This is a genomic window from Sphingomonas silueang (assembly GCF_040049155.1).
Lineage (GTDB): Bacteria > Pseudomonadota > Alphaproteobacteria > Sphingomonadales > Sphingomonadaceae > Sphingomonas > Sphingomonas silueang.
The window spans coordinates 104,698-129,739 of record NZ_JBDZDK010000009.1; the positions used below are offsets into that span (position 1 = coordinate 104,698).

The 25,042-nt window shown below is 69.5% G+C and carries 19 protein-coding genes and 1 tRNA gene; 14 read left to right on the forward strand and 6 right to left on the reverse strand.

Translation table 11 applies throughout. The features are described 5' to 3' along the window. Window positions 1-31: 31 nt before the first annotated feature. Genes ABLE43_RS10850 through ABLE43_RS10860 form a run of 3 tightly spaced genes read right to left on the reverse strand, consistent with a single transcriptional unit; the run spans window position 32 to window position 4,598 of the window. The gene (locus tag ABLE43_RS10850; RefSeq protein ID WP_348978520.1) at window positions 32-1,525 is read right to left on the reverse strand and encodes a rhamnogalacturonidase; all 1,494 of its coding nucleotides are present in this window, start codon (window positions 1,523-1,525) and stop codon (window positions 32-34) included. Further along, entirely contained in the window at window positions 1,522-2,703 is a 1,182-nt protein-coding gene (locus ABLE43_RS10855) for a rhamnogalacturonan acetylesterase (RefSeq protein ID WP_425475262.1), read from the reverse strand. Before ABLE43_RS10855 ends, ABLE43_RS10850 begins: the two co-directional genes overlap by 4 nt. A gap of 14 nt (window positions 2,704-2,717) precedes the next feature. Continuing rightward, the gene (locus tag ABLE43_RS10860) at window positions 2,718-4,598 is read right to left on the reverse strand and encodes a rhamnogalacturonan lyase (protein WP_425475259.1); all 1,881 of its coding nucleotides are present in this window, start codon (window positions 4,596-4,598) and stop codon (window positions 2,718-2,720) included. 168 nt (window positions 4,599-4,766) lie between these two features. Here ABLE43_RS10860 and ABLE43_RS10865 point away from each other — a divergent pair, with 168 nt between their 5' ends. From ABLE43_RS10865 to trxB, 8 genes are all read left to right on the forward strand, one after another. After that, window positions 4,767-8,000: a TonB-dependent receptor gene (locus tag ABLE43_RS10865; protein WP_348978522.1), complete on the forward strand. Its 3,234-nt coding sequence runs from the start codon at window positions 4,767-4,769 to the stop codon at window positions 7,998-8,000. A 98-nt stretch (window positions 8,001-8,098) separates the two neighbouring features. Further along, the gene (locus ABLE43_RS10870; protein ID WP_348978523.1) at window positions 8,099-8,728 is read left to right on the forward strand and encodes a DUF6250 domain-containing protein; all 630 of its coding nucleotides are present in this window, start codon (window positions 8,099-8,101) and stop codon (window positions 8,726-8,728) included. Window positions 8,729-8,745: 17 nt separating this feature from the next. After that, window positions 8,746-11,454 carry an exo-rhamnogalacturonan lyase family protein gene (locus tag ABLE43_RS10875; protein ID WP_348978524.1) on the forward strand — a complete coding sequence of 903 codons (2,709 nt, stop codon included), beginning with the start codon at window positions 8,746-8,748 and terminating at the stop codon, window positions 11,452-11,454. Window positions 11,455-11,603: 149 nt separating this feature from the next. Beyond that, window positions 11,604-13,529, forward strand: a complete 1,926-nt coding sequence (locus ABLE43_RS10880) for a potassium transporter Kup (protein ID WP_425475260.1) — start codon at window positions 11,604-11,606, stop codon at window positions 13,527-13,529. After that, window positions 13,526-14,038, forward strand: a complete 513-nt coding sequence (locus ABLE43_RS10885) for a 2'-5' RNA ligase family protein (protein WP_348978525.1) — start codon at window positions 13,526-13,528, stop codon at window positions 14,036-14,038. Before ABLE43_RS10880 ends, ABLE43_RS10885 begins: the two co-directional genes overlap by 4 nt. Before the next feature lie 51 nt (window positions 14,039-14,089). Further along, a tRNA-Met gene (locus ABLE43_RS10890) sits at window positions 14,090-14,166 on the forward strand. 140 nt (window positions 14,167-14,306) lie between these two features. After that, a complete protein-coding gene (locus tag ABLE43_RS10895) occupies window positions 14,307-14,441 on the forward strand; it encodes a hypothetical protein (RefSeq protein WP_348978526.1) in 135 nt (44 codons plus the stop codon). Between the two features lie 106 nt (window positions 14,442-14,547). Beyond that, on the forward strand, window positions 14,548-15,519 hold the full coding sequence (gene trxB, locus ABLE43_RS10900) for a thioredoxin-disulfide reductase (protein ID WP_348978527.1): 972 nt from the start codon (window positions 14,548-14,550) through the stop codon (window positions 15,517-15,519). A 7-nt stretch (window positions 15,520-15,526) separates the two neighbouring features. Here trxB and ABLE43_RS10905 read toward each other — a convergent pair whose 3' ends face one another. The 3 genes from ABLE43_RS10905 to ABLE43_RS10915 are packed head-to-tail and all read right to left on the reverse strand — an operon-like array spanning window position 15,527 to window position 17,210. Beyond that, entirely contained in the window at window positions 15,527-16,312 is a 786-nt protein-coding gene (locus ABLE43_RS10905) for a hydrolase 1, exosortase A system-associated (RefSeq protein ID WP_348978528.1), read from the reverse strand. After that, a complete protein-coding gene (locus ABLE43_RS10910; RefSeq protein ID WP_348978529.1) occupies window positions 16,297-16,941 on the reverse strand; it encodes an alpha/beta hydrolase family protein in 645 nt (214 codons plus the stop codon). The genes ABLE43_RS10905 and ABLE43_RS10910 overlap by 16 nt, the downstream gene beginning before the upstream one ends. Beyond that, window positions 16,938-17,210: an acyl carrier protein gene (locus tag ABLE43_RS10915; protein WP_348978530.1), complete on the reverse strand. Its 273-nt coding sequence runs from the start codon at window positions 17,208-17,210 to the stop codon at window positions 16,938-16,940. The genes ABLE43_RS10910 and ABLE43_RS10915 overlap by 4 nt, the downstream gene beginning before the upstream one ends. A gap of 117 nt (window positions 17,211-17,327) precedes the next feature. Between ABLE43_RS10915 and ABLE43_RS10920 the strand changes: the two genes are divergently transcribed. The 6 genes from ABLE43_RS10920 (at window position 17,328) to ABLE43_RS10945 (ending at window position 25,013) form a co-directional block, all read left to right on the forward strand. Then, on the forward strand, window positions 17,328-18,824 hold the full coding sequence (locus ABLE43_RS10920; protein ID WP_348978531.1) for an AMP-binding protein: 1,497 nt from the start codon (window positions 17,328-17,330) through the stop codon (window positions 18,822-18,824). Beyond that, on the forward strand, window positions 18,821-20,041 hold the full coding sequence (locus ABLE43_RS10925; protein ID WP_348978532.1) for a pyridoxal-dependent decarboxylase, exosortase A system-associated: 1,221 nt from the start codon (window positions 18,821-18,823) through the stop codon (window positions 20,039-20,041). Before ABLE43_RS10920 ends, ABLE43_RS10925 begins: the two co-directional genes overlap by 4 nt. A gap of 158 nt (window positions 20,042-20,199) precedes the next feature. Further along, window positions 20,200-20,814, forward strand: a complete 615-nt coding sequence (locus ABLE43_RS10930) for an XrtA/PEP-CTERM system exopolysaccharide export protein (protein WP_425475261.1) — start codon at window positions 20,200-20,202, stop codon at window positions 20,812-20,814. A 1-nt stretch (window position 20,815) separates the two neighbouring features. Then, the gene (locus tag ABLE43_RS10935; protein WP_348978534.1) at window positions 20,816-22,339 is read left to right on the forward strand and encodes an XrtA system polysaccharide chain length determinant; all 1,524 of its coding nucleotides are present in this window, start codon (window positions 20,816-20,818) and stop codon (window positions 22,337-22,339) included. Next, a complete protein-coding gene (locus ABLE43_RS10940; RefSeq protein WP_348978535.1) occupies window positions 22,336-23,325 on the forward strand; it encodes an AAA family ATPase in 990 nt (329 codons plus the stop codon). Before ABLE43_RS10935 ends, ABLE43_RS10940 begins: the two co-directional genes overlap by 4 nt. Beyond that, the gene (locus tag ABLE43_RS10945; protein WP_348978536.1) at window positions 23,322-25,013 is read left to right on the forward strand and encodes a hypothetical protein; all 1,692 of its coding nucleotides are present in this window, start codon (window positions 23,322-23,324) and stop codon (window positions 25,011-25,013) included. The genes ABLE43_RS10940 and ABLE43_RS10945 overlap by 4 nt, the downstream gene beginning before the upstream one ends. Window positions 25,014-25,042: the final 29 nt, after the last annotated feature.

Below are 25,042 nucleotides of genomic sequence, written 5' to 3' on the forward strand. Positions count from 1 at the left end.
TCTCATATATTAGAACGTATTCGGCGGAGGGTCAAATACCTAGTGTAAAGTTTGTAAACTTTGCCCCCGGACAATCGTCCATCCGCACCGGATCGCGCGCATCGCCCGGCGTGCGCATCGCCAGCCCCTCGACCCTGAGCCCCGCGACATGGCGGCACCACAGCCCCCATGCCGGGGTCGGCCCGAACATGCTGGGTTCGGGATAGGCATCGGCCAGCTCGGGCGGATCGCCGACCACCTGCCCCCCGCCGCGATAGGCGAGGGTCAGGTCGCGCAGGGTCACGTCCTCGATCCGCCGCGCGGGCAAACCGGCCAGCGTCGCGGCGAAGCGGTGGTCGATCCCCTCGGCGCGCAGCCCCTCGATCGTCACTCCCCGGATCGCCCCGATCCCGGTGCCCTCCGGCCCGCGCCGCCGGTCGCCGATGCGCAGGAACAGCGGCGCGGTGGTCACGTCGGCCATCACGATGTCGCGGACGGTCACGTCCTCCATGACCCCGCCGTCCACCGTCTCCAGCGCGACCCCGCGCGAGCGGGTGAAGCGGCACCGCTCGATCCGGATGCGGTGGAAGCCGCCGTTGCTCTCGGTGCCGAGCTTGATCCTGCCGGTCACGCGGTCCCGGTCGGGCGCCACCTGCTGCGTGGTGCCGCGCGTCCCGTCGATCAGCGTGCCGGGATCGAAACCGGAGACTTCGCAGTCCCGTACCGTCACGTCCCGGCACGCCACGTTGCGGCCCAGCGCATGGCTGCTCTTCAGCACGATCGCGTCGTCGTTCGGCGTGTTCACCCGGCATCGCTCGACCAGCACATCGGACACGCAGTCGAGGTCGATGCCGTCGCGATTGGTGTCGATCGTCAGGTCGCTGAGCGTCATGCGGCGCACCCCGGTGGCAAGGATCGCGAAATGCCCGCCGCGCGCGATGGTGATCCCCTCGATCGCCACGTCGCCGGCATCGACCAGCGCGATCGCCTTGTTACCGAGGCCCGCCATGCGCTGCACGGCGGGTTCCAGTTCCTCGATCTGCTGCGCCGTCATCCCCTGCATCGACAGCGGCCGCTCGCCCGCCTGTCTGCGCCAGCGCGCGCCGGGGCCGTCGCGCGTCAGCCCTTCGCCGTCGATCATGCCCGCGCCGGTGATCGCCACCCGCGCGACGCCGTCCCCGACGATCAGGCTGTTGTGCCAGTGGCTGTGCCCGAAGTCCTGATACAGCTGCTCGCCGCGATCCTCGGGCAGGGCATAGCGCCCGCCGTCCCGCGCCGGATCGGCGGCGAGGATCGTCGCACCCCGCTCCACCACCAGCGTCACGTCGCTCCTCAGGAACAGCGTGAAGCAGCGATAGACCCCGCGCGGCACCACCACCGTCCCGCCGCCCTTCGCCGCCGCATCGATCGCCCGCTGGACCGCCGCGGTGTCGATCGCGCGTCCGTCGCCCTTCGCCCCATAGGCCCGCACGTCGAAGACCCGCGCGGCATGAGCGGGGAAGGGCAGCGCCAGCATCGCCCCCAGCACGGCGCGCCGCCCGATCAATTGCCCGCCGGGCGCACGTCGCTGCGCGCGCTGCTGGGCACGATCGCCACGTCCTTGGGCAGCGGCGGGTGCGCCGCGTCGAACCGCGCCGCCGTCACATGGCCGCCCAGGCCGGGCAGGCTGCGGATGCCTTCCGCCACGCTTCGCGCCAGCAGCCATGCGCCATAGTTGTTGTGATGCGTCCGGTCCTTGCCGCCGTCGTTGAACGCCTGCGCGGCGACCTCCGGGCCGAGCGCCTCATAGGTCGCGATGCTCGCCGCGTTGAGGTCGATCACCGGCACGCCGGTTTCCCTGGCCACCGCGCGGACGGCGGCGGGATAGTCGCCCAGCGTCGGCTTGATCCGCCCGCCCGCGTCGAAGTTGCGCCGCTCCGGGCTCGTCACCAGCACCGGCTGCGCGCCCCGGCGCCGCGCCTCGGCGATATAGGCCCTGAGGTAGGCGGGGTAGGTAGTGGCGGCATCGGCATAGGTCTGCGGCCATTGCGCCTTCTGGTCGTTGTGCCCGAACTGGATGAACAGCCAGTCGCCGGGCCGGATGGCTGCCAGCACCTTGTCGAGCCGCAACTCGGTCAGGAACGATTTCAGCGTCTCGCCCGATTCGGCATGGTTGGCGACCGCGACCTGCCCGTCGAGGAAGGCAGGCAGCATCTGCCCCCAGCTTGCCGCCGGTTCGGACGGCTGGTCGGTCACGGTCGAATCGCCGACCAGATAGAGCGTCGGCACGCTGGCCGGTTCGATCCGGACCGTCGCGACCGCGCCGTCGCCCAGCAGCTCCAGCGTCAGCCGGTCGTCCCAGGTCGGACTGCCCGCCTCGCGCGGTTTCAGCCGGACCATCGTGCCGCCGGGCGCATTCTCGGGCGGGGGGCTGAGCATCGCGGTGCGGGTGTTGACCACGAAGCTGCGGGTCACGCTCGCCCGCGCGGGCGTGGCGACGCGGTCGAGCATCAGCCGCCGCGCCTCCGCCTTCACGGTCGTCGTGGCCGCCCGCCGCTCGCCCAGCACCAGCGTCACCCGCCAGTTGCCCTCGGGCAGCGCGACCGAGAAGCGTCGCCCCTCGCCCGGCTCATACCCGTAATCGCCCCGATAGGGCCGGTCGCGCTCGACCCGCGTCTCGCCCGACTGCGGCCGGGCGTCGTCCAGCCGATAGGTGACGGGCAGCGCCGGTCCGGCCAGCAGCATGGCGAGCGCGGCGATCACTTCGGCACGACCAGCGCGTGCGGCGGCTGGTTATAGGCGGTGTTCTGCCACGCCACGCCCAGGCGATAGACCGGATCGTGCATCAGCGTCTCCCGCCGGATGGTGGTGGGGAAGGGGGTGGCATAGATGCGCAGCTCGCTATTGTCCTCGCTGCGCAGGATCACCTCCTCGCGCCAGTCGCCGAGGATGTCGGCGGACAGCGCGGGCGTGGACTTGGTGCCGTTGTTCGACGTCGCACCCTCGGCGGTCAGCAACACCGTCTCGGTACCCGTCTTCCAGTCCCATTTCGTGATGCGGTTCCGGTCGAGCAGTTCGCGTAGCGCATCGCCGTCCCAATAGATGGCGAAGTTGGCGACGCGCGGCTTGTTGCCCGGAATCACCTTCCCCTGCGCGGTGTAGAGATAGGGCGTGCTGGAATTCCAGTTCTCCTCACCCGGATAGCGCGGGTCGATGTCGGCGGACAGGCCGCGACCGGTGTCCTTGGTCGCGGGCGTGGTCCACAGGATCTGGCCGGTACGCGCATCGAGCATCGCCGATCCGATCCCGCCGTTGCCGCGGATATCCTCGTGCACGCCGAACTTCTCGAGGCCCGGTCGCGTCGGGTCGATGTCGCCCAGATGCATCGTGTCGCCGTGGCCGAGGCCGGCGCTCCACAGCCCCTTGCCGTCGTCGTCGATCGCCATCGATCCATAGACGATCTCGTCGCGTCCGTCCCCGTCCACGTCCGCGACCGACAGATTGTGATTGCCCTGTCCGGCGAACTTCGCATTGCCCGGCGCCGAGCTGTCGAACAGCCAGCGCTGCGTCAGCCTGCCGTCACGCCAGTCCCATGCCGCCACCGTCGAGCGGGCGTAGTAGCCGCGTCCGAAGATGCCGCTCGGGCGCTTGCCGTCGAGATAGGCGACCCCGGCGAGAAACCGGTCGGAACGGTTGCCGTAGCCGTCGCCCCACAGCGCGGCCAGCCCTTCGGGCGTGTCGGACCCGCGCGGCGGGGCATAGGGGGCGCTGGCCAGCGCACGGCCGGTCGCGCCCTCGAACACGGTGATATATTCCGGGCCGGAGAGGATGCGCCCCTGGATGCGCGCGACCTTGCGCCCGTCGGGCAGGGTGGTGGCGCCGGTGCGGTCGGCCTGCGGCAGCTCGCCGTCCTTCGCACGCCAGTCGGCGTTCGGATCGCCCAGCACCTTGCCCGTGCCGTCGGTGGCGCCGTCGCCGGTCTTGACCATGAGCTCCGCCTTGCCGTCGCCGTCGAAGTCATAGACCATGAACTGGCTGTAGTGCGCGCCCGAGCGGATGTTGCGCCCGAGGTCGATCCGCCACAGCCGCTTGCCCTCCAGCGTATAGGCGTCGAGCAGCGTCTCGCCGCTGTAGCCGCCGAAGGCATTGTCTTTGGAAATGGTCGGGTCCCACTTCAGCACGATCTCGTAGCGGCCGTCGCCGTCGAGGTCGCCGACGCTCGCGTCGTTGGCGGTGTAGCCATAGGTCTCGCCGGTGGGTGTCGTCCGGTCGGCGGGCTTGTCGAGCGGGATCGGCAGATAGCCCCTCGCCCACACGGTCGCGCTCGCCGCCGGTTCACGCCCGCCGATCGCCTGCAATGTATAGCGCGACGCCGCGGTGCCGCCCTTGTCGTGGAAACTCGACGCGCCGGTCAGCCGCGCCGCGATCACCCGCCCGTCGCGCGAGAGGCGGAAGGCAGTGCGACTCGTGTCGGTCCCGAGCAGCCGCCACGCGACATGGTTGCCGCCGCCGGTGGCAGGCACCGCGACGAGCGCGCGATCGAGCCGTTCGACCTGGCGCACCGTGCCGGATTGCGCCGCGGCGGTCGCCAGCGGCGCGACCGCGCACGTCAGCAGCATCGATACAAAGGTGATACGCATGAAACCCCTCCCGACCTGATGTTTCCCATCATGTGGACACACATATCATATTGCGAAGTTTTCCCTTTGCAATCCACTCATTTGTCGCTAACTCCGAGGAATAGCTTTCTGGTGATTGACGGTGACGGGGAATACCCACGCACCAGGTAGGAATTGAGAGGGGATAGAATGACGCCGTTCGTTTCGTTTCGCCGTTCGGGTGCCATGCATGCCGTATCCGGCCTTGCGCTGATCGTCGCACTGGGCAGCGCCCCGGCATGGGGCCGGCAGGCCGCCGGTGCGCAGGATGCGGTTCCCACCACCACCGACGATACCCGCCAGTCGCCGACCGATCCGCTCGCCGACCAGAGCGACGGCGACATCCTCGTCACCGGTACCCGCGCGTCGCTGCAATCGGCCAACGCCCGCAAGAAGAACGCCGACACCGTGGTCGACTCGATCGTCGCGGAGGATATCGCCAGCTTCCCCGACAAGAACGTCGGCGAGGCGCTGGCCCGCGTGACCGGCGTACAGCTCCAGCGCGACTTTGGCGAAGGCAACAAGGTGTCGATCCGCGGCGTCGAGCCCGACCTCAACCGCGTCGAGGTGAACGGCGTCAGCCAGCAGTCGCCCGGCGGCGAGCGCAGCGGCGACTTCCGCGAACTGGCGGTCGAGCTGGTCAAGTCGGTCGACGTGTACAAGGGCTATACCGTCGACCTGACCGAAGGCGGCATCGGCGGCACCGTGCGCGTCGAGACGCGCCGTCCGCTCGAACTCACCAGGCCGTTGTTCAGCATCAAGGGCGAGGCACAGCGCCTGAACCTGACGCAGAAGTGGCGTCCGCGCTTCAACCTGACGGCGGGCCGTTCGGACCTGCTCGACGGGCGGCTGGGCGTGCTGTTCAACGTCACGCACAGCGTCGTCGACACGCGCGGCGATTCGGTCGCCAACACCAACTGGCAGCGCTATCTCGATTTCGACCGGTCGACCGAAAAGACCGTCGCCAACCCCACCTATGCCAATTTCGGCACCTATGAGAGCTGCGCGGGCACGACCGGCACCAATGCCGCCAACGCCACCGCCAACCGCCTCGCCTGCGAAGACCAGTTCTTCGACTGGTCGCCGGGCTCGGTCCGCTATCGCAACAACGAGCGTACCGACGCGCGTACCTCGATCGATCTTCAGGCGCAGGTCCAGTTCGCCGACAATTTCTCGGTCTGGGGCCAGGTGCAGCTGAATTATCGCAACCAGAATCTGCGCGACACCAACTATGCGGTGAACATGGGCGGCGGTCTCGGCAGCAACGGCCTCGTCAGCAGCACGCCGGACATCACCCGCTACAATCTCGATGCGGCGCTGGCGACCAACGCGGCAGGCGGCACGTCGCGCCCCCGTCCGACCCAGTCGTTCGTCACCACCGAAGATCACGTCCTGACCAGCTGGACGACCGCGCTCAACCCAGGCACGCTCAGCACCAGCGGCGCGATCGCCAATGCGGTGGGTGCCAGCAACATCGTCGGCGTGCAGCGCCGCGACTTCAGCTACGACGAGAACACGCGCTACTTCCAGACCGGGTTCAAATGGGACCTCGACCGGATGAAAATGGTGTTCCTCGCCTCGCGGTCGGAAGGCAACCGCGTGAACGAGACGAACCTCGTCGCGATCACGACCGGCGTGTCGGGGATCAAGATCGATCGCCGCAATGCCGACGGCCTGCCGATCATCACCTTCCCCAGCGCGTTCGATCCGTCGAACATCGCCGCCTATGGCGACAACACCCGGCGCGGGGCGAACGGGCAGCTGCTCGTCCAGTCCGGCCCGAGCGTGCAGTATCGCCCGAGCCAGAACGACTCGGCCGAGGATCAGCTGAAGGTCGACGTCGACTATGACCTCGACTGGGGCTTCCTGAAGAGCCTGAAGTTCGGCGGCCAGTATCGCAACCAGGACCTGGTGTTCTACGGCGCGGGCGGCGCGCGGCTGCTCTCGCCCGCGGTGGTCGCGGTTCCGGCGGCGGGCATCGTCGCACGCCCGGCGGTGTTCCAGTACAACAACAACGTGTCGTTCTCGACGGTGATCGGTTCGCCGCCCGCGACCGGCCCGGCGCCGAACACCTATTATTTCACGCCCGCCCAGTATCAGCAGTTCCTCGCCACCAACGGCGGCGTGACCGGCGGTGCCCCGCTGTTCCAGGGGATCAGCGGCGTCGAGGGCGCGCCGACGCGGATCGCGCAGCCGCTGTTCGATTTCGCCAACCTGTCGCGCTATTATGACCTGTCGGGCTTCAACCAGAACCGGGTGCGCTTCGCCGACGGCCTGCCGCAGATTCCGGGCTACATCATCAACGAGAAGATCGTCGCGGGCTATCTGAAGCTGAACTTCGGCACCGAGATCTTCGGCATGAACCTGACCGGCAACGGCGGCGTCCGCTACACCTATACCCGCGACGATTCGACCAGCAGCAACACCCGCCGCGAGAATCGCATCCGTCCCGGTACCGGCGTGAACGGCATTCCGGCGGTGATCGAAACCGCGACGACCGCGGTGCAGGAAGTCACGCTGACGAACGACTATCACGACTGGCTGCCCGCGGTGAACCTGTCGCTGGAGGTGCAGCGCAACCTGTTCGTCCGCGCGACCTATGCCAAGAACCTTGCCCGGCCCAAGCCGAGCGACCTGTCGCCGACCGTCAACTGCCTGATCGACACCGCCGACACGATCGCGGGCGAGGACAGCTGCACCGCGGGCAACCCGGCGCTGCAGCCCTATCGCGCCGATCAGTACGACCTGAACGCCGCATGGTATCCGAACGCCGACACCGTCATCAGCGTCGGGTATTACTACAAGGACATCAAGAGCTTCGTGCTGCCGGCATCGGTGCGCGCGGGGGTCGACCTGTTCGGCGATGGGCTGCTCTATACGGTGCGGCAGCCGGTCAACGGCTTCGGCGCGAAGCTGGACGGGTTCGAGGTCAGCGCCTCGACCGCGTTCACCTTCCTCCCCGCGCCGTTCGACGGCTTCGGCATCAACGGCAACTTCACCTACAGCCGCGCGCTCAACAGCTCGCTGACGAACGTGGCGACGGGTGAGCCGCTCGATGCGTTCCCCGGCCTGTCGAAGTACACCTACAACGGCAGCTTCTTCTACGACAAGGACTGGCTGAACGCCCGCATCAGCTACAACCGGCGCAGCGACTATCTGCTGGTCGCCGCCGATGCGACGGTCAGCAACAACCCGGTGTTCCGTCGCGGCGAGACCTATATCGACGCGCGGGTGCAGTTCCGCATCACGCCGCAGTACAGCCTGTTCTTCGAGGCGCTGAACCTGACGAACGAACTGGCGCGCTCGTACATCGATGACGCCCGCGCCATCGAATACAGCGACTACGGCCGCCGCATCTTCGTCGGCGCGCAGTTCAAGCTGTGACCTCGGCGGCCGATCGCACCGCACGGGATCGCGGTCGGCCGTTGACGTTCCTGTCTCCCCCCTCTGCCCGGTCGTCGCTCGGACGATCGGGCATCGTCTTGTCTGCGCTGCTGGGTAGTTGCGTTCATGCGCCCGCCCCGGCGGACTGGCGGATCGAGGCGGAGGATCCCGCCGCCCGTGTCACCTTCCTGCCCGGCGGCGCGATCGATATCGACAGCGCGCGGGGGCTGTCGCTGTGGTATGCGAAGCGTCTGGACGGGCCGGTGCGGATCGCCTTCACCGCAACCGCCGTGTCGGCGGGCGGGCCGAACGACCAGGTGAGCGACCTCAACGCCTTCTGGATGGCGCGCGATCCGGCGGCGGCGGACGGATCGGTGTTCGCGGCGAAGCGCAGCGGCCGGTTCGAGGACTATGACACGCTGACGACCTATTACGTCGGCATCGGCGGCAACCGGAATACGACCACGCGGATGCGGCGCTATGTGGGCAGGCCCGGCGTCCGTCCGTTGCTGCCCGAACACGACCGGGGCGACCACCCCGCGCTGTTGCAGGCCAATGTGCCGACCCGGATCGTCCTGATCGCCGACGGCGCGCGCATCGCGGTGGAGCGCGACGGCAGGCCGCTGTTCACGCTGCGCGATCCGGCGCCCTATCGATCCGGCTGGTTCGCGATCCGCACGACCCAGAGCCATTTGCGCATCCGCGACCTGCGCATCACCCGACCCTGAAATCCCGGAGCGTTTCCATGCGTATCACCCGCCGCCGCCTCATGGGCGCCTCGATCCTCGCCGCCGTGGTCCCGCACCTTCCCGCCATCGCCGCCGCACCCGCGCGGCGGCCACGGGTGCCGGTGCGGGCGCGGTGGGTGGAGGGGAGCGCGCCTGCCGTCCATACCGGGCAGACCTTCGGCGTCGCGTGGCCGCAGGGCGCGGTGTCGCGCCGGACGCAGCTGGCGCTCACCGACGCGGGCGGACGGGCGATCGCGGCGCAGAGCTGGACCACGGCCACCTGGCCCGACGGCACGGTCAAGTGGAGCGCGCACGCGCTGCCCGCTGATGTGCTGCCCGGTGCCGCGCTTACGGTGGCACCGGGCAGGGCGACGGCGCCCGCCGCTCCGCTGCGCATCGAGGGACGCGACGATGCGATCGTGATCGTCAGCGGCGACCTGCGCTGGGAGATCGCGCGGAGCGGCGACGCGCTGGTGCGGCAGGCTTCGCGCGGCGATCGCGCCGTCCTGACCACGGTCGGGCTGACCGGCGAGGTGCGGCGCGGCGATCCGGAAGGCCCGCGCACGCCCCTGACCGGCCGGATCGAGCGGGTCACCGTCGAGCAGCGCGGCCCGGTGCGCGCGGTGGTGAAGATCGAGGGGCGGCATGTCGGCGACGGGCTGTCGATCCTGCCGTTCGTCGTCCGCCTCTATGCCTATGCCGGGTCGGACGGGCTGCGGATCGTCCACAGCTTCGTCCATGACGTCGATCCGGCGGCGCTGTTCGTGTCCGGGATCGGCGTGACGACGCAGGTGCCGATGACGGCACCGCTGCACGACCGCCATTTCCGCCTGGCGACCGCGAAGGATGCGATGTTCGTCGAGGCGGTGCGCCCGCTCACCGGCCTGCGCCACGATCCGGGGGCGGCGGCGCGCGAGGCGCAGATCGCGGGACAGGCGACCCCGCCGCCCGCCGCCATGGCCACCCCGGTCGGCGACCTGCTGGAGCGTATCCCCGCCTGGGGCGACGTCTCGCTGGCGCAGCTGTCGGCGGGGGGATTCACCCTGCGCAAGCGGACCGGCCCCGGCCATGGCTGGATCGACGCGGGCGAGGGGGCCCGTGCGCCCGGCTTCGGCTATGTCGGATCGCCGCAGGGCGGGGCGGCCATCGCCGCGCGCTGGTTCTGGCAGCGCCATCCGGGCGAGATCGCGATCGACGGTGCGGCGGGCGATGCGGCGCGGCTGACGGCATGGCTATGGTCGCCGCAGGCCCCGGCGATGGACCTGCGCCCCTATCGCGGCGTCATGGGCATGGAAGCGTTCGCGGCGCAGAACGAAGGGCTGGCCGTCACCTATGAGGATTACGAACCGGGCTGGGACAGCGCGACCGGCATCGCCCGCACCAGCGAGCTGATGCTGTGGGCCTTCGCCGCCACGCCCGCGACCGACCGGTTGCAGGCGCTGGCCAATCTCGCCGCCGAACCGCCGCAGCTGGTGGCAGACCCGGCGGGGCTGCACGCGGCGGGCGTGTTCGGCGACTGGAGCCTGCCCGACCGGTCGACCCCCAACCGCGCTGCGATCGAGAACCAGCTGGCGAACCTCGTCGATTTCTACGCGGGCGAGGTCGAGCGGCGGCACTGGTACGGTTTCTGGAACCATGGCGACGTCATGCACACCTATGACGCCGACCGGCACCAGTGGCGCTACGACATCGGCGGCTTCGCCTGGGCCAACAGCGAACTCTCGCCCGACCTGTGGCTGTGGCTGCAGGCGCTGCGCACCGGCGGGGGGCAGGCGTACCGGCTGGCCGAGGCGATGACCCGCCATACCGGCGAGGTCGACGTCTATCACCTCGGTCGGTTCAAGGGGATGGGGACGCGCCACGGCGTGCAGCACTGGAGCGACAGTTCCAAGCAGCCGCGCGTCAGCAACGCCGCCTATCGCCGCATCTTCTATTATCTGACCGCCGACGAGCGGGTCGGCGACCTGATGCGCGACCTGCTCGAATCGGACCGGACGCTGACGACGGTCGAGATCGGTCGCAAGGTGCCCGGTGCCGAACGGCCGGTGCTGCCCCCCGGCACGATTGAGATGTCGTTCGGCACGGTATGGTGCTCGCTCGCCGCGGCGTGGCTGACCGAGTGGGAGCGCACCGGCGACCGGCGCTGGCGCGACCGGCTGGTCGCGGGGATGGACAGCATCGGGCGACTGAAGAACGGCTGGATGGCGGGCAGCGCGCCCTATCATCTCGACAGCGGTCGCTTCGTCGGGCCGGGCGACAAGGTGGCACTGTCGCACCTCAATGCGGTGTTCGGCGCGGTCGAGATCAACACCGAGCTGCTGCAATTGCTCGACGTGCCGCGCTACCGGACGGCGTGGCTCGACTATTGCCGCTATTACAACGCGCCGCGCGCCGCGTTCGAGGCGCGCTGGGGCCCGCGCAAGGGATCGGAGAACCTTGCCGAAGCCCATTCGCGCCTCACCGCCTATGCCGCGCACGAGACCGACGACGCCGCGCTTGCCACGCGGGCGGCGGGCGAGTTCTTCTCGGGCCGCGCGGGGCTGGGCACCGTGACCGCCGATCCGCGCCGGACGTTGCCCGGCGGAATCGTCGAATGGCCCGGCGTCAGCACCAATGCCGCATCGCAATGGGGCCTTGCCGCGATCATGAATCTCGCGCTGATCCCCGCCGCCATCGATGCCGGAACGCCGCGCCCGCGACGCGGCGGGGGCGGGGCCGACGGCTGAGGCGCGGCGGTTCATGTCCCGTCCATGCAGCGGTGGCAGACGGGAACGTTGCAGCGCCGAATTGCCCATGCTAACGGCCCGCCCCTGAACCATTGGGACGCGGTCGCCATGACCCTTATCGTTGCCACGCCGGCGCGGTCCCCGCGCTCGTGAACGCTGCTACCGAGGCTTCGCCGCAAGCCATCAATCCCGCCGACCCGACGGGCCATCACGGTCCGCGCCAGTCGCTCGTCAAGCTCGCCTTCGGCGCGATCGGCGTGGTGTACGGCGACATCGGCACCTCGCCGCTCTATGCGATGAAGGAGGTGTTCGTCGGGCATCATCCGCTGACCGTGAACCAGCTGAACATCTTCGGGGTGGTCAGCCTCGTCTTCTGGTCGCTGATGCTGATCGTGACGCTGAAATACGTCTTCGTCATCATGCGCGCCGACAACAACGGCGAGGGCGGCAGCCTCGCGCTGCTGGCCCTAATCCAGCGCAAGAGCGGGAGCGGCGGGCGCTGGACCGCCAGCCTCGTCATCCTCGGCGTGCTGGCGACCGCGTTGTTCTTCGGCGACTGCATGATCACCCCGGCCATCTCGGTGCTGTCGGCGGTCGAGGGTCTGGCGACCGTGAACGAGGGGTTCAACGCCTTCGTCATCCCGATCGCGGTGGCGATCATGATCGGCCTGTTCTGGTTGCAGGCGGTCGGCACGGCCAGTGTCGGGCGGCTGTTCGGGCCGATCATGCTGGTCTATTTCGCGGTGCTCGCGGTGCTCGGCATCCTCAACATCATGGACCGGCCGGAAATCTTCCAGGCGCTGAACCCGATCTGGGCGGTGCGCTTCTTCGCTGCGGACGGGGTGCTGGCGTTCCTCGCGCTCGGCTCGGTGGTGCTGGCGGTGACGGGGGCGGAGGCGCTCTACGCCGACATGGGCCATTTCGGGCGGCGACCGATCCAGGTGGCATGGCTGTACCTCGTGCTGCCCGCGCTCATGATCAACTATCTGGGGCAGGGGGCGCTGCTGCTCGACAATCCGGGGGCGGCGGAAAATCCGTTCTTCTTCATGGCGTCGGAGGATTTCCGGCTGCCGCTCGTCATCCTCGCGACGGCGGCGACGGTGATCGCCAGCCAGGCAGTCATCACCGGCGCCTTCTCGGTGGTGCAGCAGGCGGTGCAGCTCGGCCTCATGCCACGGCTGCGCATCGAGCATACCAGCGCCGACGCGGCGGGGCAGATCTATATCCCGGCGGTCAACTGGGCGCTGCTGGTGATGGTGCTGCTGCTGATCTTCGGCTTCCAGGAATCGTCGAACCTCGCCGCCGCCTACGGCATCGCGGTGACGGGCACGATGTTCATCAGCACCTGCATGATCGGCGTGCTGTTCAAGCGGGTGTGGAACTGGCCGAACTGGATTGCGGGTGCGTTCGTGGCGTTGTTCCTGTGCATCGACGGGGCCTATTTCGCATCGAACCTGACCAAGGTGCCCGACGGGGGCTGGTTCCCGCTGCTGGTCGGCATCGTCATGTTCGTGCTGCTGACGACCTGGGCCAAGGGTCGCAAGCTGATGATCGAGCGGATGCGCGAGGCCGCGATGCCGATCAAGGTCTTCATCCAGTCCGCCGCCAATTCGGCGACGCGGGTACCCGGCACCGCGGTGTTCATGACCTCGACGCCCGAAGGGGTACCGCACGCGCTGCTCCACAACCTCAAGCACAACAAGGTGCTGCACGACCGGGTGGTGCTGCTGACGGTCAAGATCGCCGATACGCCCTATGTCGATCCGGAGGTCCGGACCAAGGCCGAGGATCTGGGGCAGGGGTTCCACCGCATGATCCTGAAGTTCGGGTTCATGCAGGATCCCGACGTGCCCGGCGCGCTGAAGGCGGTGGGAAGCTGCGGCGGGGATTTCCGGATGATGGACACCAGCTTCTTCCTCGCGCGCCAGACGCTGCTGCCCTCGTCGAGGCCGGGGATGATGATCTGGCGCGAGAAGCTGTTCGCGTGGATGCTCCAGAATTCGGAAAGCGCGATGGAATTCTTCCGCCTGCCGACCAATCGCGTGGTCGAGCTCGGCAGCCAGGTGGAGATTTGAGCGAGGGGCCCGCCCCGATCATCGTGACCGCGCTGTTCGCGCGCGAGGATCAGGCGTGGTTCGACGCGCAGCGCCGGGCGTATTTCCCGCCCGAGCGCAACGTGCTGGCGGCGCATTGCACGATGTTCCACCATATCGCGCCTGAGCTTGGCGCGGAACTGAAGCAGCGGCTGACCGCCGCGACCCGCGGGCAGGCGGCACCACACGCGCGGATCGGCGGGCTGGTGAACCTTGGGCGCGGGGTCGCCTATCGCATCGAATCGCCCGGGCTGGAGGCGATCCGTGCCGAGCTCGCCGACGCCTTTTCCACGATGCTGGTCCCACAGGACCGCGCCGGGTGGCGACCGCATGTCACCGTGCAGAACAAGGTCGAACCTGCCGAAGCGAAGGCGTTGCTCGCCCGCCTGAGCGCCGGGTTCCTGCCCCGTCCCGTCCGGATCGCGGGCCTTGCGAGCTGGTGGTATCGTGGCGGCCCATGGGAGGCGCTTTCCCGGCACATGTTCGCTTGACGACCGCGATTCGCGTTCGTATAGGGCCGCCTCCCCACGGGGAAACGGCGGGGCGAAGTAGCTCAGTTGGTTAGAGCACGGGAATCATAATCCTGGGGTCGGGGGTTCAAATCCCTCCTTCGCTACCACCCGCCGACGGCGCCCAAGCGCTCGTTTCGCCCCCGAAACAAAATTTGCGTTAACCGTGATTTCATGTGCCGTGGCACAGAACCAATCCGTGCATCGTTCGTTGGTATCGAGACAACAGAACAAGAGAGGATGGTCTGCCATGGCGAAGATTGCTCCCGGCGTGCACCCGCATCGCTCGCTCGAGGTCGATCCGGTGCCCAATGCCACCGGACTGGTACTGTGCATGATCGTCGCGGTGCCGATCTGGGCAGGCATTCTCGCACTGATCTTCTGACCCCGAACCGCCGCGCGCCTTGCCACGGGCGCGGCGCCCCCCAATGTTGCGTTTCGACGCGCGTTCGTCGTAGACGGCGCGGACCTTTTCGACGGAACGCAACATCATGGCCGCTACCCACCACACCCGCATGCTCGTCCTCGGTTCGGGCCCTGCCGGCCTGTCCGCCGCCATCTACGGCGCGCGTGCGGGCATGGAGCCGATCGTCGTGCAGGGCATCCAGCCCGGCGGCCAGCTGATGACGACCACCGATGTCGAAAACTATCCCGGCTTCCGCGATGTGGTGCAGGGTCCGTGGCTGATGGGCGAAATGCAGGCACAAGCCGAGCATGTCGGCACCCGGATGATGTGGGACACCATCGTTGATGTCGATCTCACCACGCGCCCTTTCCGCCTGACGGGTGACAGCGGCGACGTGTACGAGGGCGAGGTGCTGGTGATCGCCACCGGCGCGCAGGCCCGCTGGCTGGGCCTCGACAGCGAGGAACTGCTCAAGGGCAAGGGCGTGTCGGCCTGCGCCACCTGCGACGGCTTCTTCTATCGCGGCAAGAAGGTCGCCGTCATCGGCGGCGGCAACACTGCGGTCGAGGAGGCGCTGTACCTCACCAACCATAGCGACGACGTGACGATCATCCACCGCCGCGACAGCTTCCGCGCCGAACGCATCCTGCAACAGCGGCTGTTCGCCAGCGACAAGATCAGTGTGCTGTGGAACAAGCAGGTCGAGCGCTTCGTCGGCGGCGGCAGCCCGCACGGGCTGATCGGCATCGAGCTGAAGGATACCGTGACCGGCGAGCTTTCGACGATCGAGGTCGACGGCGGCTTCGTCGCGATCGGCCATCATCCGGCGACCGAACTGTTCCGCGGGCACCTCGCGCTCGACGAGGACGGCTATATCGCGGTCGAAACCGGATCGACCCGGACGAGCGTGCCCGGCGTGTTCGCGTGCGGCGACGTGATGGACAAGGTCTATCGCCAGGCGGTGACGGCGGCAGGGACCGGCTGCATGGCCGCGCTGGACGCCGAACGCTTCCTGCAGGCCGCCGAGTTCGGCGATCTGGCCGAAGCGGCGGAGTAACCGCGCGTCAGGCGGCAGCGAGCGCGGCGAGCAACTGGCCGCGCAGCCACGCCGCGTCGGCGGTTCGCGCGAAGCTGTGGCTGTTCGTCCGGCAGCGCAGCGTCGGGATGCGGCGGGCGAGCGCTTCGTGTCGCCAATGATCGGCGAAGGCGAGCGCGGTATTGTCCCGCTCGGCCAGCAGGATGCGGGTCGGGGGGGCGTCTTTCAGACCTGCGACGAATGGCGCGAGCAACGGCAGGGATTGCGACGGCGGCGTGCCGAGCAGCTTGTCGAGGCCGCGCACCGCCCGCGACAGATCGACCCGCCCGGTCAGCAGCCGTCGCCAGGCGTCCCATGAGGCGAGGCGCGACGCATAGCGGGCACGGATCGCGGCAGGCGGGGGCAGGTCGTCCGCCGGTTCGATGATCCACGGATTGGCGAGCACCAGCGCGTCGATCCCCGCCGCACGGTGATGCATCGCCAGCGCGGTCGCCGCGTCGCAATTGCCGAAGGCGACGATCCGCTCGATACCCGCGATCGTGCGGCAGGTGTCGGCGGCGGCGGCGATGTCGGGGGCGCTCGACTCGAAACCGCCGTTGCCGCCGGTCGAATCGCCCACCCCGCGCCGGTCGAAGCGGAACACCGGATAGCCCGCCGTCGCGATCGCCTGCGCCGCTAGCGCCATGCCGCGATGCGCGCCGATGCGCAGTTCGTTGCCGCCCGACACGATCAACAGTCCGGTCCTGCCCTCGGCACCGTCCAGCGTCCCCGCCAGCGTCTCGCCCCGACAGGGGAAGGTCAGCAACCGGCGCATGCGTGGGTCCATGCCGCCAGATCGGCGACCAGCGCGGCGGCGAGTGCGGGATCGTCGGACGGCTCTGCCCGCCGCCATGGCGGTGCCGCCGCGATGCGATGGTCGGCCGGTGCCGGGTCGCTGCCGAGGCGAACGACGCGCAATGGCTCGACCACGGCGGGCTCGGCGTTCGCCAGTGCGTCCCGCAGCCGCTCGCCGATCCGGTTGCCGCCCAGTTCGATGCCGTCGCCGCCGATCCGGTGCAGTTCGCGGATCAGCGCCGCGCCCGGTTGCGGGGCAAGCTGCCATCGGCCGGCGACGACCGCGTCGTGATCGACCAACGCTCCGGCGCGGATGGTCGCGCTGACGACCGGACTACCTGCCGCAGTACAGGCCGCGACGAATGCTTGCCGCCATGCCTCCAGCGTCGCCGCCTCGGTCGGCCATGTGCTCTCCCCCTGTCCCGGCAGGTCGGGCAGGACCGCGCCGATCCCGTGATGCGCCAGCAGGCGGCACATCCTCACCACCAGCGTCCGGGTGCGGTTCGCCTCCTCGAACGGCGGCAGTGCCCAGGCGACGACCGGGCCGTCCTGCGGTCCGAAGCGCCATAGCGCCTCGCTGCCGCCCGCCCAGTCGTAGCGATCGATCAAACGAGCGCCTTGCCGCCTGCGAAGGCGACGAGCGCGCCGAAGGTTTCCATCGTATCGGCGTCGATGTCGTCGTCCTCGATCAGGATGCCGAGCCGGTCCTCGAGTTCGGTCAGCACGCCCGCGACCGCCATCGAATCGAGTTCGGGCAGCGCACCGAACAGCGGCGTGGCATCGTCGAACGCCGCCGCCCGCTCGGGCGACAGGCCCAGCACGTCGCGCAGCACCGCGCGCACGGTGTTCTTGATCTCGCTCTTGCCTTCAGGAACCACGCATCCCCCCGTTTTCGGCCGACCCGACAGGCGGCAAGCGGCCGATGTAGGCGGTGGCGGCGGCGCTGCCAAGCCGGGTCGCTGGCCTTGGCGGCGGAGAGCGGCTAGGGGGCGGGCATGCCGCTCGACCCCCATCCCCGGACGATCGACCGCCTGACCCTGCGCGGCGTGGCCGAAGCGGTCGCGCTCGTCGATCGGCAGGGGGCGTTGACCTATGCCGGACTGGAACAGGCGGTCGCGACGCTCGCGGGCGCGCTCGTCGCCGCCGGACTGACGCCGGGCGCGCGCGTCGCGTCATGGTTGCCCAAGACGCGCACCGCGTGCATCCTGCCGCTGGCGGCGGCACGGGCCGGGGTGGTGCATGTGCCGATCAACCCGGCGCTGAAGCGGGCGCAGGTCGCGCATATCCTTGCCGACAGTGGCGCGTCGCTGCTGGTGACCCAGCCTGCACGCGCCGCGACGCTGGAAGCCGGGGACGTGCCGGGCGGGTGCCGGGTCGTGACCGAAGACCTCGACGGTCCGGCGATCCCACCGCGCGATGGCGATCCGCAGGGGCTGGCGGCGATCCTCTATACGTCGGGTTCGACCGGGCGGCCCAAGGGGGTGATGCTCAGCCACGCCAATCTCTGGCTCGGGGCGGTCGCCGTCGCGGACTATCTGCGGCTGACCGCCGGGGACCGGGTGCTGGCGGTGCTCCCGTTCAGTTTCGACTATGGCCAGAATCAGCTGCTCTCGACCTGGGCGGCGGGGGGCAGTGTCGTGCCGCTCGACTATCTGACCGCGCGTGACGTGGTGAAGGCGGTGGAACGGTACGCCGTCACCACGCTCGCCGGGGTGCCGCCGCTATGGACGCAGTTGCTGGAGGCGGACTGGCCCGAGGGTGCCGCTTCGCGGCTGCGGCGGCTGACCAATTCGGGGGGCGCGCTGACGCCGCGCATGGTGCGGGCGTTGCGCGAACGCTTCCCCGCGGCGAATCTCTACGCGATGTACGGCCTGACCGAGGCGTTCCGCTCGACCTATCTCGATCCGGCGCTGATCGATGCCCATCCCGACGCGATCGGGCACGCGATCCCGTTCGCGGAGGTCGCGGTGGTCCGTGCCGACGGCAGCCGCGCCGATCCGGGCGAGGCGGGCGAACTGGTCCATGCCGGGCCGCTGGTCGCGCAGGGCTATTGGAACGATCCCGCACGTACCGCCGAACGCTTCCGCCCGGCCCCCGCATGGATGGCGAGCGGCGGCACCGCCGTCTGGTCCGGCGACCGCGTGGCGCTGGGGGCGGACGGACTGCTGCGCTTCGTCGGGCGCGACGACGAGATGATCAAGGTCGCGGGCAACCGCATCAGCCCGACCGAGATCGAGGAAGCGGTCCTGGCAGGCGGAGAGGTGGCGGAAGCGGTGGCGGTCGGCATTCCCGACCCGCGCCAGGGGCAGGCGATCGTCGTCGTCGCCCGCGCCGCGATCGACGATGCCGAGACGGCGGTGCGTGCCCGGCTGCGCCGCGACCTGCCGCTGTTCCAGCAGCCCGCACGCTACCTGTGGGTCGATGCGCTGCCGCGCAACGCGAACGGCAAGCTCGACCGTGTGGCGATCCGGGCCGAGGCTGGGCGCGCATGAAGCCGATCGGCCCGATCCCCGAACGTTTCCGCGGCCAGTCGCGCCTGCACGTCGGCGGCGTGGACTTCGCCGAACTGCTGGCGCGCGCGGGCGACAGCCCGGCGTTCTTCTATGATCGGGCCGCGATCGCCGACCGCATCGGTGCGTTGCGCGCGGTGCTGCCGCAGGCGGTCGGCATCCATTATGCGATCAAGGCCAATCCGCACCCAGACCTGCTGCGCTACATCGCGCCGCTGGTCGACGGGCTGGACGTCGCATCGGGCGGCGAACTGGCCAAGGCAATGGCGGTGCGGGAGGGGGGTGCGATCAGCTTCGCCGGACCGGGCAAGCGCGACGACGAACTGGCGGCGACGCTGGCCGCCGGGGCGACGCTCCACGCCGAATCCGAAGGCGAGGTCGACCGGATGCTGGCCCTCGCCGAGGCGGCAGGACGCCGACCTCGCATCGCCGTGCGGGTGAACCCCGATTTCGAGTTGCGCGGATCGGGCATGCGCATGGGCGGTCGCGCATCGCCCTTCGGCGTCGATGCCGCGCGCGTGCCAGCACTGGTCCGCGCGATCCGGGCGCGCGGGGGCGACTGGCACGGCTTCCACATCTTCGCAGGCTCGCAGACGCTCGATACCGCTGCCATCATCGAGACGCAGGCGGCGACCGTCGCCCTCGCCGCGCGGCTGGCGGAGGAGGCCGGTGCCGCGCCCGCCTTCGTCAATCTGGGGGGCGGGTTCGGCATCCCCTATTTCGCGGGCGACACGCCGGTCGACGTCACCGCGATCGGCGCGGCGCTGGGGTGTACGCTGGCCGCGCGTCCCGCGATCCTGCGCGATACCGGCTTCGCGGTGGAACTGGGCCGCTGGCTGGTGGGGGAGGCGGGGGTGTATTGCACTCGCGTGGTCGATGTGAAGCGCAGCGGCGAGGAATGGTTCGTCGTCGTCGATGGCGGGCTGCACCATCAACTGGCGGCGAGCGGCAATTTCGGCACCGTGGTGCGCCGCAACTATCCGGTGGCGGTGGCCGAACGGATGGACGCACCCGCAGCAATGACCGCGTCGATCGTCGGTTGCCTGTGCACCCCGCTCGACCGGCTGGCCGACCGGATCGCGCTGCCCGACGTCGCGGTCGGCGATACGATCGTACTGTTTCAGGCCGGAGCCTATGGCGCTACCGCCAGTCCGCAGGGCTTTCTGGGCCACCCGCCGCCGCGGGAACTACTGGTCTGACCGCACCGTTCCGTCCCTGAATGGGGCATAGCGGTTGCGTGCCGCCGTGCAGCAACCCAATGTTTACTCCTGGGGAGCAAGGGTCGGATTCAATCCCGCGCATGCGCTTCGGCGCGTGCGCCCGTTCGGATGAGGTGAGTATGCGCAGCAATCGGCTGATGGGTATCGGAGCGGCGGGTCTGGCGTTGCTCGGCGGCTGCGCCGGCGGCAGCCGCCCCGAACTGCCGCCCGCGCCGTTCGTCCAGGCGCGCGAGGCCCCGGGCGAGGATTACATCATCGGCCCGCTCGACCAGTTGACCGTGTTCGTGTGGCGCAATCCCGAACTGTCGACCAAGGTGCAGGTGCGCCCCGACGGCCGTATCACCACGCCGCTGATCAACGACATGCCCGCGACCGGCAAGACCCCGGCGATGCTGGCCGACGACCTGAAGCTGGCGCTCAGCGAATATATCAAGGACCCGCTGGTATCGGTGATCGTCGAGAATTTCGCGGGCACCTACAGCCAGCAGATCCGTATCGTCGGCGCGACCGAGAAGCCCGCGTCGCTGCCGTACCGCGCGAACATGACGCTGCTCGACGCGATGATCGCGGTCGGCGGGCTGAAGGAATATGCCTCGGGCAACCGCGCGCGGCTGGTGCGGTACGACCGGGCGACCGGCAAGCAGCAGGAGTTCGGCCTGCGCCTCTCCAGCCTGCTCAAGAACGGCGACACCGCGGCCAACGTCCGCCTGCAACCCGGCGATGTGATCATCATTCCCGAAAGCATGTTCTGACATGTCGGTGCTCTATGCCGAACTGCGCCTGACGCTGCACGCCATCTGGCGGCAGCGGTGGATCGCGCTCGCCATCGCGTGGGCGATCTGCCTCGGCGGATGGCTGGTGGTGAGCCAGATACCGAACGTCTATCAATCGACCGCGCGGGTGCAGGTGCAGATGCGTCAGGTGCTCCCCGGCACGGAGGGGCAGGCGGCGCAGGCCGAACTGGGCAAGGACATCGACCGGGTGCGCCAGTCGCTGACGTCCGCCGTCAACCTCGAAAAGGTGGTGCGCGGTACCTCGATCGCCGAAACGGTCGCGAACGACCGCGACGTGGCGGATCGGGTGGCATCGCTCCAGAACGCGATCAAGCTGACGCAGCAGCAGGACAATCTGTTCGAGATTTCGGCGACCGCCGACACGCCGAAGGTCGCGCGCGAGATCGTGCAGAAGATGATCGATATCTTCGTCCAGGACAATCTGACCAGCGATCGCGACGCGACCGTCCAGTCGCTGCGCTTCCTCGACCAGCAGTTGTCGCAGCGCCAGAAGCAGCTCGCCGACGCCGAGGCACGGCGGCAGGCGTTCGAGGCGCGGTACATGACGTTGCTGCCCGGAACCGGATCGGTCGACGATCGCATGTCGGGCGCGCGCGAACAGCTCGCCCAGATCGACGGCGACCTCGTCGCGGCGCAGACCAGCCTGAATGCCATCAACGCGCAGCTTGCGGGCACCACGGCGACGCTGCCGGGCACGGCGGGTTCGGCGGTGACCGGCCCGGCGCGGGCGCGGGTCGCGACGATTGAGGGGCAGATCGCCGAGGGGCGCAGCCGCGGCTGGACCGACGTGCACCCCGACATGATCGCGCTCAACCGTCAGCTCGCGGTCGCCCGCGCGGCGGCGAACAGCGAGGCGGTGCGGACGACCGGCGGCACCGATGCGCAGGCCAATCCGCTGTACCTCCAACTGCGCGCCACCCAGGGCGAGCGGCAGGCGCGCGTCGCCGAACTGACTCAGCGCAAGCGCCAGATCGAGGGGCAGCTCAACGCATTGCAGGCGCGCATCGCCGCCGATCCGCAGGCGGCGGCACAGCAGTCGCAGCTCGACCGCGATATCGCCTCGCTCAAGACGCAATATGACACGCTGTTCCAGAACCGCGAGCAGGTGCGTCTGCAAAGCAGCGTCCAGACCGATACCGATGCGGTCAAGTTCAGCGTGATCGACCCGCCGACGCAGTCGCGCCGCCCGAGCGCGCCGAACCGGCCGTTGCTGCTGTTCGGCGTGCTGGTCGCGGGCGTCGGGGCCGGGGTGGCGGCGGCGTTCGCGATCAGCCGCCTGAAGACCAGCTTCGCGAACGCGGGGCAGCTCGAGAAGGTCAGCGGCATGCGCGTGCTCGGCCAGATCAGCGAGGTCGTGACCGATGCCGTACGCGCCAAGCGGCAGCGGCGGATCAGGATGTTCGCCGGTGCCGCCGGTGCCCTTGGCGCGGCGTTCATCCTGCTGCTGGGCGTCGAGTTCGTGCAGCGGGGGATGGTCGCATGACCGGGGAGGACGCCGTGGAGCCGACCCGCAATCGTCCGGCGCGGCCTTCGCTGCTCGAACGCGCCGCCGGTCACTTCGCGATCCCGGCGCGCGATGCGCCGCGCCCGGTTCCGGTCGATCCGGCCGTTGCCGAGCCGGTGACGCCGTCGCCCGCGGTGCCCGCCCCACCGGTTGCCGAACCCGTCACCGCGCCGGTGCCCGATCCCGTCGCCCGCCCGCGCAAGGCACCCATGCCGTCCGCGCGCATCCGCCCGGCGGACATCGCGACGATCGACCGCGACGCACTGGCCGAGCGGGGCATGCTGGTGCCCGGCGGCCCGGTCAATTCGCTCGCCGAGGAGTTCCGCCTGGTCAAGCGCCAGCTGCTCGCCACCGCCGAGCGCGTGGCGTGGCGCGATGCCGGTGCTTCGCGGCTGATCCTGATCTGTTCGGCCCAGCCCGGCGACGGCAAGACCTTCTGCTCGATCAATCTCGCGCTGTCGCTGGCCGCCGAACGCGACATGGCGGTGCTGCTGATCGATGCCGATTTCCACAAGCCCGAAGTGCTCGACCGGATGGGGGTGAAGCCGGGGCGCGGGTTGCTCGATGCGCTGGCCGACCCGACGATCGACCCGGAGACGCTGGTGATTGTCACCGACGTGCCGCAGCTTTCGCTGCTGCCCGCGGGCAGCCGGTCGCACGACGATACCGAACTGCTGCGCAGCGAGCGCGCGCGCGCGGTGCTGGACCGGCTGCTGGAATCCGATCCCGACCGGATCATCCTGTTCGATTCGCCGCCTGCGCTGGCCGCTTCGTCGGCGTCGGTGCTGGCGGCGCTGGTCGGGCAGACGGTGCTGGTGGTACGGGCCGACCGCAGCAGCGAAGTCGATGTGCGCGAGGCGGTGGCGCTGCTCGACGGGTGCGAGGAAATCCAGTTGCTGCTCAACGCCACGACGTATCGTACGCAGGGCGCGCGCTTCGGCTATTACGGGCTCGACCGCGAATGATCGGCCGGATCGCCCTGTCGCTGGCGTTGTTGCCGGTCGCCGCCGTCCCGGCGCAGGCGCAGGGCGGCGTCGCGCCGTCGCTGGGGTCGGGCGGTGCGGCTCCGGCTTCCGCACCGCGCGGCGGCGGGCCGAACGCGGGCAAGCGCACCCGCATCTCCCCCTATATCGAAATCGGACAGGCGGTCGCCGCCGACCTGACCGACGGCGATGTCGTCACCTTCACCCAGTTGACGGCGGGCATCGACGCCAGCGTGACCACGCGGCGGGTGCAGGTCCAGGCGAATTACCAGTATCAGCGCTACCTCGGCTGGGGCGACAACGGCGTCGACGGACAGGTCCATTCGGGGCTGGCGCGCGGCACCGTCCAGCTGTCGCGCGACCTTATTCTCGATGCGGGGGCGATCGCGACGCGGGCGCGGGCCGATGCGCGCGGCGGCGGGTTCGGCCCGCTGCTCAACCGGTCGAGCCTCAATTCGTCGCAGGTCTACAGCCTGTTCGCCGGGCCGACCTTTGCAAGGCGTGCCGGCCCGCTCACGGTCAACGCCGCCTATCGCTTCGGCTATACCAAGGCGGAGGCACCGGGGTTCATCGACCTGACGCCGGGGCAACGGCGGCTCGACATATTCGACGAATCGACCAGCCATCTGGTGACGGGCAGCATCGGCACCCGCCCGGGATCGCCGCTGCCGATCGGGCTGACGCTGTCGGGGGCGGGCGTGCGGGAGGACGCCAGCCAGCTCGACCAGCAGTTCGTCGGCGCGTTCGGACGGCTCGACGGCGTGCTGCCGGTCAGCCGCACCGTCGCGCTGGTCGGCGGCGTCGGCTATGAGAAGATCGAGGTGTCGCAACGCGATCCGCTGCGCGACAAGGCGGGCAATATCGTGACCGACGAATCGGGCCGGTTCGTGACCGATCCCGATTCGCCGCCGCGCATCGCCTATGATACCGACGGGCTGATCTGGGACGCGGGCGTGCTGTGGCGGCCCAGCCCGCGCACCCGGCTGGAGGCGCGGGTCGGGCGGCGCTACGGCTCGATGATCTACACCGGCTCCTTCTCGTCGGGCAGGGGCGAGGGGGCGGGCTTCCAGATCAGCGTCTATGACGCGGTCACGACGTTCGGGCGGCAGCTGACCGGCAGCCTCGGCGCGCTGCCCACCAGTTATTTCGGCGGCAGCGATCCGTTCGGATCGGCGTTCGGCGGTTGCGTGTTCGGCGGCGGACAGGCGCCCGACGGTGCGCCGCAGCCGGGCGGCTGCCTGACCCCCGCCTTCCAGTCGATCAACAGCGCACCGTTCCGCGCGCGCGGGATCGACGCGATCTGGGCGGTGTCGCGCGGCGGCACTCGGCTGGGCGTCGGCGCGGGGTACAGCAACCGGCGCTACTATCTGCCGCCGATTCCGGGTACCGTCGTGTATCGCGGAAACGACGAAAGCTATTATATCCAGGGCTTCGGCCAATGGGCGATCGACCGCCGGTCGGGGTTCACCGCCGACCTGTACGGCAACTACTTCGTCAGCGGGATCGCCGACGCACCCGACGTATGGGGCGGCGGCGCGCAGGGCAGCTACTTCCGGTCGTTCGGGCGCGCCTATGGCAGCCTGTCGGCGGGGCTGTACGGCTTCGATGTCGAGGGCGGCGATGCCGATCTGGTCGCCCAGGCGTTGCTGGCGATGGGTGTCCGGTTCTGAAACGGTGCGAACGGGATGCGTAGGGTCCC

Coding starts and splice junctions, on each gene's coding strand:
- ABLE43_RS10855 (WP_425475262.1), bottom strand. CDS start 2,703: ATGCTGCTGGCCGGACCGGCGCTGCCCGTCACCTATCGGCTGGACGAC.
- ABLE43_RS10860 (WP_425475259.1), bottom strand. CDS start 4,598: ATGCGTATCACCTTTGTATCGATGCTGCTGACGTGCGCGGTCGCGCCG.
- ABLE43_RS10865 (WP_348978522.1), top strand. CDS start 4,767: ATGACGCCGTTCGTTTCGTTTCGCCGTTCGGGTGCCATGCATGCCGTA.
- ABLE43_RS10875 (WP_348978524.1), top strand. CDS start 8,746: ATGCGTATCACCCGCCGCCGCCTCATGGGCGCCTCGATCCTCGCCGCC.
- ABLE43_RS10895 (WP_348978526.1), top strand. CDS start 14,307: ATGGCGAAGATTGCTCCCGGCGTGCACCCGCATCGCTCGCTCGAGGTC.
- trxB (WP_348978527.1), top strand. CDS start 14,548: ATGGCCGCTACCCACCACACCCGCATGCTCGTCCTCGGTTCGGGCCCT.
- ABLE43_RS10905 (WP_348978528.1), bottom strand. CDS start 16,312: ATGCGCCGGTTGCTGACCTTCCCCTGTCGGGGCGAGACGCTGGCGGGG.
- ABLE43_RS10920 (WP_348978531.1), top strand. CDS start 17,328: ATGCCGCTCGACCCCCATCCCCGGACGATCGACCGCCTGACCCTGCGC.
- ABLE43_RS10925 (WP_348978532.1), top strand. CDS start 18,821: ATGAAGCCGATCGGCCCGATCCCCGAACGTTTCCGCGGCCAGTCGCGC.
- ABLE43_RS10930 (WP_425475261.1), top strand. CDS start 20,200: ATGGGTATCGGAGCGGCGGGTCTGGCGTTGCTCGGCGGCTGCGCCGGC.
- ABLE43_RS10935 (WP_348978534.1), top strand. CDS start 20,816: ATGTCGGTGCTCTATGCCGAACTGCGCCTGACGCTGCACGCCATCTGG.
- ABLE43_RS10940 (WP_348978535.1), top strand. CDS start 22,336: ATGACCGGGGAGGACGCCGTGGAGCCGACCCGCAATCGTCCGGCGCGG.
- ABLE43_RS10945 (WP_348978536.1), top strand. CDS start 23,322: ATGATCGGCCGGATCGCCCTGTCGCTGGCGTTGTTGCCGGTCGCCGCC.